The 7107-nt window shown below is 60.2% G+C and carries 6 protein-coding genes; 1 reads left to right on the forward strand and 5 read right to left on the reverse strand.

Annotation, left to right across the window (positions count from 1 at the left end):
- Positions 1-102: 102 nt before the first annotated feature.
- The 3 genes from der to AGR7B_RS11150 all read right to left on the reverse strand — a co-directional run bounded on the left by der (position 103) and on the right by AGR7B_RS11150 (position 3078).
- Positions 103-1533: a ribosome biogenesis GTPase Der gene (gene der, locus AGR7B_RS11140; RefSeq protein WP_065655662.1), complete on the reverse strand. Its 1431-nt coding sequence runs from the start codon at positions 1531-1533 to the stop codon at positions 103-105.
- Positions 1534-1665: 132 nt separating this feature from the next.
- Entirely contained in the window at positions 1666-2337 is a 672-nt protein-coding gene (locus tag AGR7B_RS11145; protein ID WP_080856651.1) for a tetratricopeptide repeat protein, read from the reverse strand.
- Positions 2338-2493: 156 nt separating this feature from the next.
- On the reverse strand, positions 2494-3078 hold the full coding sequence (locus AGR7B_RS11150) for an NnrU family protein (protein WP_065655660.1): 585 nt from the start codon (positions 3076-3078) through the stop codon (positions 2494-2496).
- A 150-nt stretch (positions 3079-3228) separates the two neighbouring features.
- Here AGR7B_RS11150 and AGR7B_RS11155 point away from each other — a divergent pair, with 150 nt between their 5' ends.
- Entirely contained in the window at positions 3229-4212 is a 984-nt protein-coding gene (locus tag AGR7B_RS11155) for a polysaccharide deacetylase family protein (protein WP_080856652.1), read from the forward strand.
- Between the two features lie 51 nt (positions 4213-4263).
- Here AGR7B_RS11155 and sbmA read toward each other — a convergent pair whose 3' ends face one another.
- Positions 4264-5541, reverse strand: a complete 1278-nt coding sequence (gene sbmA / locus AGR7B_RS11160; RefSeq protein WP_080856653.1) for a peptide antibiotic transporter SbmA — start codon at positions 5539-5541, stop codon at positions 4264-4266.
- A 183-nt stretch (positions 5542-5724) separates the two neighbouring features.
- Complete coding sequence (locus tag AGR7B_RS11165; RefSeq protein ID WP_080856654.1) at positions 5725-6915, reverse strand: MFS transporter; 1191 nt, start codon at positions 6913-6915, stop codon at positions 5725-5727.
- Between the last annotated feature and the right edge of the window lie 192 nt (positions 6916-7107).

Consider the following 7107-nt stretch of genomic DNA (forward strand, 5'->3'; position numbering starts at 1 on the left):
CGACGGTCGAGATATACGGAGAGGGTGCCCCCTCATCCGACCCTTCGGGCCACCTTCTCCCCGATGGGGAGAAGAAATACGCGGCGACCCTTCACATCAAAATCAACGCCGCTTCTTCGCCTTGCTCTCGAACGGATTATCCGAACCCCGATAATGCACACGGATCGGCACGCCCGGCATGTCGAAATCCTTGCGCAGACCGTTCACCAGATAACGTGTATAGCTTTCCGGAATAGCTTCCGGCCGCGTGCAGGAAATCATGAAGGCCGGCGGGCGGGCCTTGACCTGCGTCATATATTTCAGCTTCAGGCGGCGGCCGGAAACGGCCGGCGGCGGATGCTGGGTCGTCTGCGAATCCAGCCAGCGGTTGAGGCGGGCGGTGGAGATGCGGCGGTTCCAGACCTTGTCGGTATCGATGATGTTCTGCATCAGCCGGTCGAGACCATAACCCGTCTGTCCGGAAATCGGCACGGCGCGAATGCCGCGCGCCTGCGGCAGCAGACGCTCGGTCTTTTCGCGCAGATCGGCCAGATAGGCCTGCGGGTCTTCCACCAGGTCCCATTTGTTGAAGGCGAGCACGGCGGCGCGACCTTCGCGGATGACGAGGTCGACTAGCTGCAAATCCTGCTTTTCGAAGGGAATGGTGCTGTCGAACACGATCACCACTGTTTCCGCAAAGCGGATGGAACGCAGCGAATCCGCCACTGAGAGCTTTTCCAGCTTCTCCGTCACCTTGGCCTTGCGGCGCATGCCGGCCGTGTCGAACATCTTGATGGTGCGGCCGCGCCAGTCCCATTCGACTGAGATGCTGTCGCGGGTAATGCCGGCTTCCGGGCCGGTCAGCAGCCTGTCTTCACCGAGGAAGCGATTGATGAGCGTCGACTTGCCCGCATTCGGCCGGCCGATGATGGCGACGCGCAGCGGCTTGGTCTCGTCATAGACCGGCTCTTCGTCTTCTTCATCGTCGCTGCCCGGCTCGCTGCGCGGCAGAACGATATCCGTTTCCGCCTCATCCACTTCCGGCGGGAAAGCGACGTCTTCGCCGATTGCCTCGACAATGGCGTCGCGCAGGTCGATCATGCCCTGACCGTGTTCGGCCGAAATCGGGCACGGATCGCCAAGACCAAGCGTGAAGGCATCATAGAAACCGGCATCCGAGCCGCGCGCTTCGGACTTGTTGGCCACCAGCACCACCGGCTTGCCCCGACGGCGCAGCATTTCGGCGAGCGTCTCGTCGGCCGGCGTCAGACCAGCCTTGGCGTCGACGACGAACAGCGTCACATCGGCATCGTCGATTGCCGCTTCGGTCTGCGCCCACATGCGGCCCTGAAGCGTTTCCGGCCCGGATTGCTCCAGACCGGCGGTGTCGATGATGGTGAAACGCAGGTCGACCAGCTTCGCCTCGCCGGGGCGGCGGTCGCGGGTCACACCCGGCGTATCGTCCACCAGCGCCAGCTTCTTTCCGACGAGACGGTTAAAAAGCGTGGACTTGCCGACATTGGGGCGCCCGACTATGGCGACGGTGAAGCTCATTGATCCTGGTTCCTTAAAGCACGTCTGCCCAAAACGTTACCTGTTTTGGGCAAAGGACATGCGTAAAATAATGAGTTGGATCGCTTTGGCAATGCACAGAATGCCGGCGCGATCCTGCGTGGCGCAGCGGCGTTAGGCAGCCTTGCCCGAAGCGGTGATATTGTCGAGCATGATCTGCGCGCGGTTCGTCACGTTGCGTGGCGCCTGCGCGTCGCTGACGATCTGCTCGAACCATTGTTTGGCCTTGGCGAAATCGCCGGCCTTGTAGGCGGCAAGACCCAGAGCTTCGCGGGCGGAAGCGCGCATGGTCTGGCCCTCGGCGCTCAGCGGCTCGGCCAATGCGACGACCTGATCATAGGTGCCGTTATCCACCAGCAGCCAGGCGGCGCGCACCTTGGCGGTATCGCGGAAGACCTGCGGTGCGGACGTATCGTTGCCGATGGCGGTGAAAGCGGCGATGGCGCCGGCCGCATCACCCTTCTGCGACAGCAGCGTGGCCGAGCGGAACTTTGCCAGAACCGGATAATTGCCATGACCGGAGGTTTCGAGATCGGCGAAGGCCTTCAGCGCCTCATCCGTCTTGTTGTCCGAAGCGAGCTTCAGCGCCGCAAGGAACTGGTCGCCGGAATTGGAAGCGCGGCTGGTGTTCCAGTATTCGTAGATACCGGTGCCGGCGGCGCCCAGAACCACGAGAACGGCCGCACCCACGACCACGATACCGTAACGGCCCCAGAAGCGCGACAGCTGCTCGGAGCGGATCTGCTCGTTCACTTCGCGGATAAAGGTATCATTCTCGTTTGCCATCAAATTCTCCGTTACCCGCGCGGAGATCGTGTCCAGATCCATCCGTCCGCGGACATACCAAGCCGCTTACCCGGATCGGCAAAAGTAAGGCCAACCGGGTCATGGTCGGCCTTCTAGCCTATTTTGCCTGATATGTAAGGGGGAAACGTTGATTTCCTACAGGACGATGGGCTGAACGCCGATCAACCATTCGTGCAGTTTCAGGATGAAAGCACCCCACAGGACGATGCCGCCGACAACGGCCACCAGATCGTAACGGCCTGAAACGAAGTCCCGGACCACTTTTTCGCCTGCCCGTTCCCGGCGCTTCAGCGAAATCCGCATCACCACGCCCCAGGCGAGGAACGATACGAAAAGAAGAATGGAAGACGTCTCGCCATTGGCCAGAAGATGCGCGAGCGCCCATATCTTGACCGAAAGAATGAGCGGATGTTTCGTCTTCGTCGCGATGTGGCCAGCCGGGATGAGGCTGGCGATAAGACAGATCATCGCCGGCAGCATCAGGGTCACGGCAATATGGCTCATCCAGACCGGCGGATACCACAACATGCCGGTTTCCTGCCGCGCTTCCCCGAAGGCATAAATGACAAGGCCGAGCGTGATGAGGCTGACGAGCGAATAGACGCCCTTGAAAGGGCCTTCGCCCATCGACGCGATCATCCGCGCGCGAAATTGCGGTGCGACCACCTTCAAAAGATGCGTCAGCAGGAACAAGGCAAGACAGAGTGCGAGAAAAAGCATGAAACACGGTCCCCCGGGTGGAACGAAGCGGCCCTATCACCGCAAGCTGCAACAGGAATTAGGCCGAAAGTCATGAAAACGCCAGACTATTCAAAGCTTCGCCTTATTCCACCCGCAAAAGGCCACGGTGTTTCATATGACGGATAACTGATGTTTCGCCCATTTGCCGCCTTTTCCCTGTCGCTTCTCGCTGCCCTTCCCGCTTTTGCGCAAGAGGCTGAGAAGCCGAAGCAGCTCGTCATCGTGTCCTTCGACGGTGCGGGCGACAATACGCTGTGGGAAAGAAGCCGGGCGACGGGCAGGCAAGTCGGCGCGCATTTCACCTATTTCCTTGCCTGCACGCTGGTGATGGACCGCAAAACCAGCGCCAAGACCTATCAGGGACCCGGCCAGAAGTCCGGCCGTTCCAATGTCGGTTTCGGCCAGTCGCCGGAAGAGGTGGAGGCAAGGCTCAGAAACATCTGGGCCGCCTATCGCGAAGGCCACGAAATCGGCAACCACACCTGCGGCCATTTCGATGGCGGGCAATGGACGGCCGAACAATGGGACGGCGAATTCACCACCTTCACCAGCACGCTGGAAAACGCCTGGCAGATGATCGGCAAAAAGGGCGAGGAACCCGAAGGCTGGCGCGAGATGGTGAAAAAGATCAATGGTTTCCGCGCGCCGTATCTCTCGCAGGGGCCGGCGCTGACCGAAGCGCAGAAAAAGCACCGTTTCGTTTATGACGCCACCAGCATCACCAAGGGACCGGAATGGCCGGTGGAGCGCGACGGCATAGAGCATTTCGGCCTGCCGCTCATTCCCGAAGGTCCGGGCAACCGCCCGATCATCGCCATGGACTACAATCTCTTCATCCGCCACTCCATCGGCATCGAAACGCCTGATCGTTCGAAGGAATTCGAGGAGCGCGCCTATACGGCCTTCCGCAATGCATTCGACGGGCAATATAATGGCGAGCGCATTCCGCTACAGATGGGCTTCCACTTCGTGAAGATGAATGGCGGCGCCTATTGGAACGCCTATGAACGGCTGCTGCGCGAGGTCTGCGGCAGGCAGGATGTCGCCTGCGTGAGTTACGCCGAGGCGATGCCTATGATCGAGGCGCGGAAGAAACAAAAGACCGAGGGGTGAAGCTTCTCGATTCATGAAAAAGGCGGCCGTCCGGCCGCCTTTTTTGTTTGCTCAGGGGCGGTTCGCCGCCAGTTCGCCGTCCTCGGCCTCGCGTCGCAGATAGCGCTCATCAATATCCGGCAGCGGCTTGTCACCGATCGCGGCTTCGAAGGCCACAAGACGTTTGTGGATGGAAAGCAGTTCGATGATCGTCGACCAGTAATTCACCAGATACTGGAAGGAATTGCTGACCTCACCGAAGGCCGTGGCGATCTGCTGCCAGATGCCCATGGTAATCCGCCCGGCAACGAATGTCGGGATCAGGATGAAGTTCAGGAAGATCGCATCGAGCTGACCATAGGAATAACGTGCCACGTTGAAATAGAGATAGTGCCAGTACATGCGGAAATAGTTTCTGCGCACATTGGCGAACAGCTCCCGCACCGTTACGGGATCGGCCCGGTCGGCATGGTCCTCGCCATAAACCAGCTCTTTGCGATAGGCCGCCTCCACACGCTGGTTGCGGAAGTTAAGCCCCGGCAGCTTGATACCGGCAAGCGCAAGCAGCGCGGTGCCGAAGATCGACCAGACGATCGCCAGCCAGAAAAGCGCGTGCGGAATGGCGCCAATCACCGGCAGGTCGCCCACATGTTCGGACATGCGGAACAGAAGCGGCAGGAACACCACCAGCGTCATCACGGAATTGATGAGCGTGACGCCCAGCCCTTCGAGAATATTGGCGAACCGCATCGTATCTTCCTGGATACGCTGGGATGCGCCCTCGATATGGCGCAGCTTGTCCCATTTCGACATGTAGTAGTCGTTCATGGCCGTACGCCAGCGGAACACATAATGGTTGGTGAAGAAGGCGGTCACCACATTCATCACCACGCCGACAGCGCCGATCTCAAGGAACTTGAGCTGATAATCGTAAAACTGCGCGGCTGTCACGTCGCCCTGCTTGGCGAGCGCATTCTGCAGAAGATCGAAGAACGGGCCGCGCCAGTTGTTCAGCGCCACGGAAACCTGCACCGCAAAATAGGCGATGAAAATGATGAAGGCCGATCCCCAGATGGACCATGCGGTCCATGGGTGATCCTTCGCGATCAACTGCCACGTAATGCCGAATATGGCGACGAAGATCGTGAAATAGAGATAGAACCAAAGATTGTCGGGCGAGAAGAAATAGGCGAGCCCGATGGGCGCGGTCTGTCCGGGCGCCAATGGCGGCAGGCCGATGGCCGCGCCGATCTGCGGGCCGACACTGTACCAGACAACGATGCACACGATTGTCCACAGCGCGGCCGACGTGAAGAAGATTTTCGGTTTGGGAAAGAAGGAATGAAACACGTTTCGAACTCACGCGCGTTTGAAATCAGCCATTATTGGCGAAGCACTAGATGGCCCGAACCTAGGGCAGAAATTTGTGCACAGCAACGGAGAAGCGACGACCTTAACAAGATGTAAGGCGCAGATGGCGGGCGATGCCCGCCGGAAACACCGAATTAGAGACAGGAAAAGACGGCCCGCAGCCTAGCGCCGCCGCTCCGTGGCCAGCACCGGCAGCATCAGCAGAATGCTGACGACGAGCACGGCGGAAGCGAGAATGCTGGGCGCGGTGAAACTTCCTGTCACTTCGGCAATCCAGCCGGCAGCAAGCGGCCCGACAATCTGCCCCGTGCCGAAAGCGGCCGTCATCAGCGCAAAGGCGCGACGCGGGCTCGGCCCGGCAAACTCCCGGCCGAGCTGCAGGCCATAAGCGGTGATGACCATGAAGGTCAGCCCGAGAAGCAGGCCTCCGGCCAGAACTCCCGGCACCGGCGGCAGCATGACGGAAGCGAAAACACCGACGGCTTCTACAGCAAGAACGATGACGAAGGCGCGTTTCAGCCCCTGCGATTTCAAGACCGGTTTCCAGAGAAAAAGCGAAATGGCAGCCGCGCAGCCGGTGATAAACCAGGCCAGAAACTCCACGAAGGCGCCGGCGGCGGCCATGCGGGCAATCGCCACGATGAAGGTGGCGGTGATGACGTAACCGAAGCCGAAAAGCCCGTAGGCCAGCGTTGTCAGGAAGAGCGGCCGCGTCCAGTTGAGCGGCGGCTCCGCCACCGAGGATGCATGTCGCGGCGGGCCTGCGGGCAGCACCCGCCAGACGAGAATGAATGTGATGAAGGAAAAGACAGCACCTGCAATCCACTCCTCCCGCCATGAGGAGCCGCCGCCGTCAAAAACGACGCCGATCAGATAGACCGCAAGCGAGGAGATCGCGATGCCCGCACCGACGCCGCCATAATGCAGCGCCTGAACGCTGTCCCTGCCCGCCTTGACGGCATGGCCGATAACGATCTGCGAGGTGAAGATCATGGTCAACGCGCTGGCAACACCGGCCAGAAACCGGATGATGGTGAAAGCCGCGACGGAGTTGAAAGCCGCCATGGCAAGCAACAATGCCCCGGTGGCAAACAGGCCGCAAAGCGCCACCAACCGCTCCCGCCCCGAACCCCATGAATAGGCCGCCAGAACCGCCCCCGCCAGATAACCGGCGAAGTTACCCGCTGCCACGATACCCGCATCCCCCGCCGAAAGCGGAACATCCGCCATCATGCCGGGCAGAATGGGGGTGAAGGAAAAGCGGCCGAAACCCATGGCGGAGGCCATCATCAGCGCCCCGGAAAATCCAAGTGCGGTCAGATGTCTGGAGGAAAGTGGCTTGTCGATGCTCATGCATGGCTTATCGCAACGGGGCGGATAGGGGACAAGCGAGTTATTTTGATCGGCGTTATAAGCGGTCGTTATCTGTCATGCGGCGAGCATCGATGCGTTCCGCGGGTGCCGTGTATTTCTTCTTCCCGCCGGGGAGAAGGTGGCCCGAAGGGTCGGATGAGGGGGCAAGCTCTCCGAAATCCGGCGAGGGCG

This window comes from Agrobacterium deltaense RV3, assembly GCF_900013505.1.
In the GTDB taxonomy this organism is placed as follows: domain Bacteria; phylum Pseudomonadota; class Alphaproteobacteria; order Rhizobiales; family Rhizobiaceae; genus Agrobacterium; species Agrobacterium leguminum.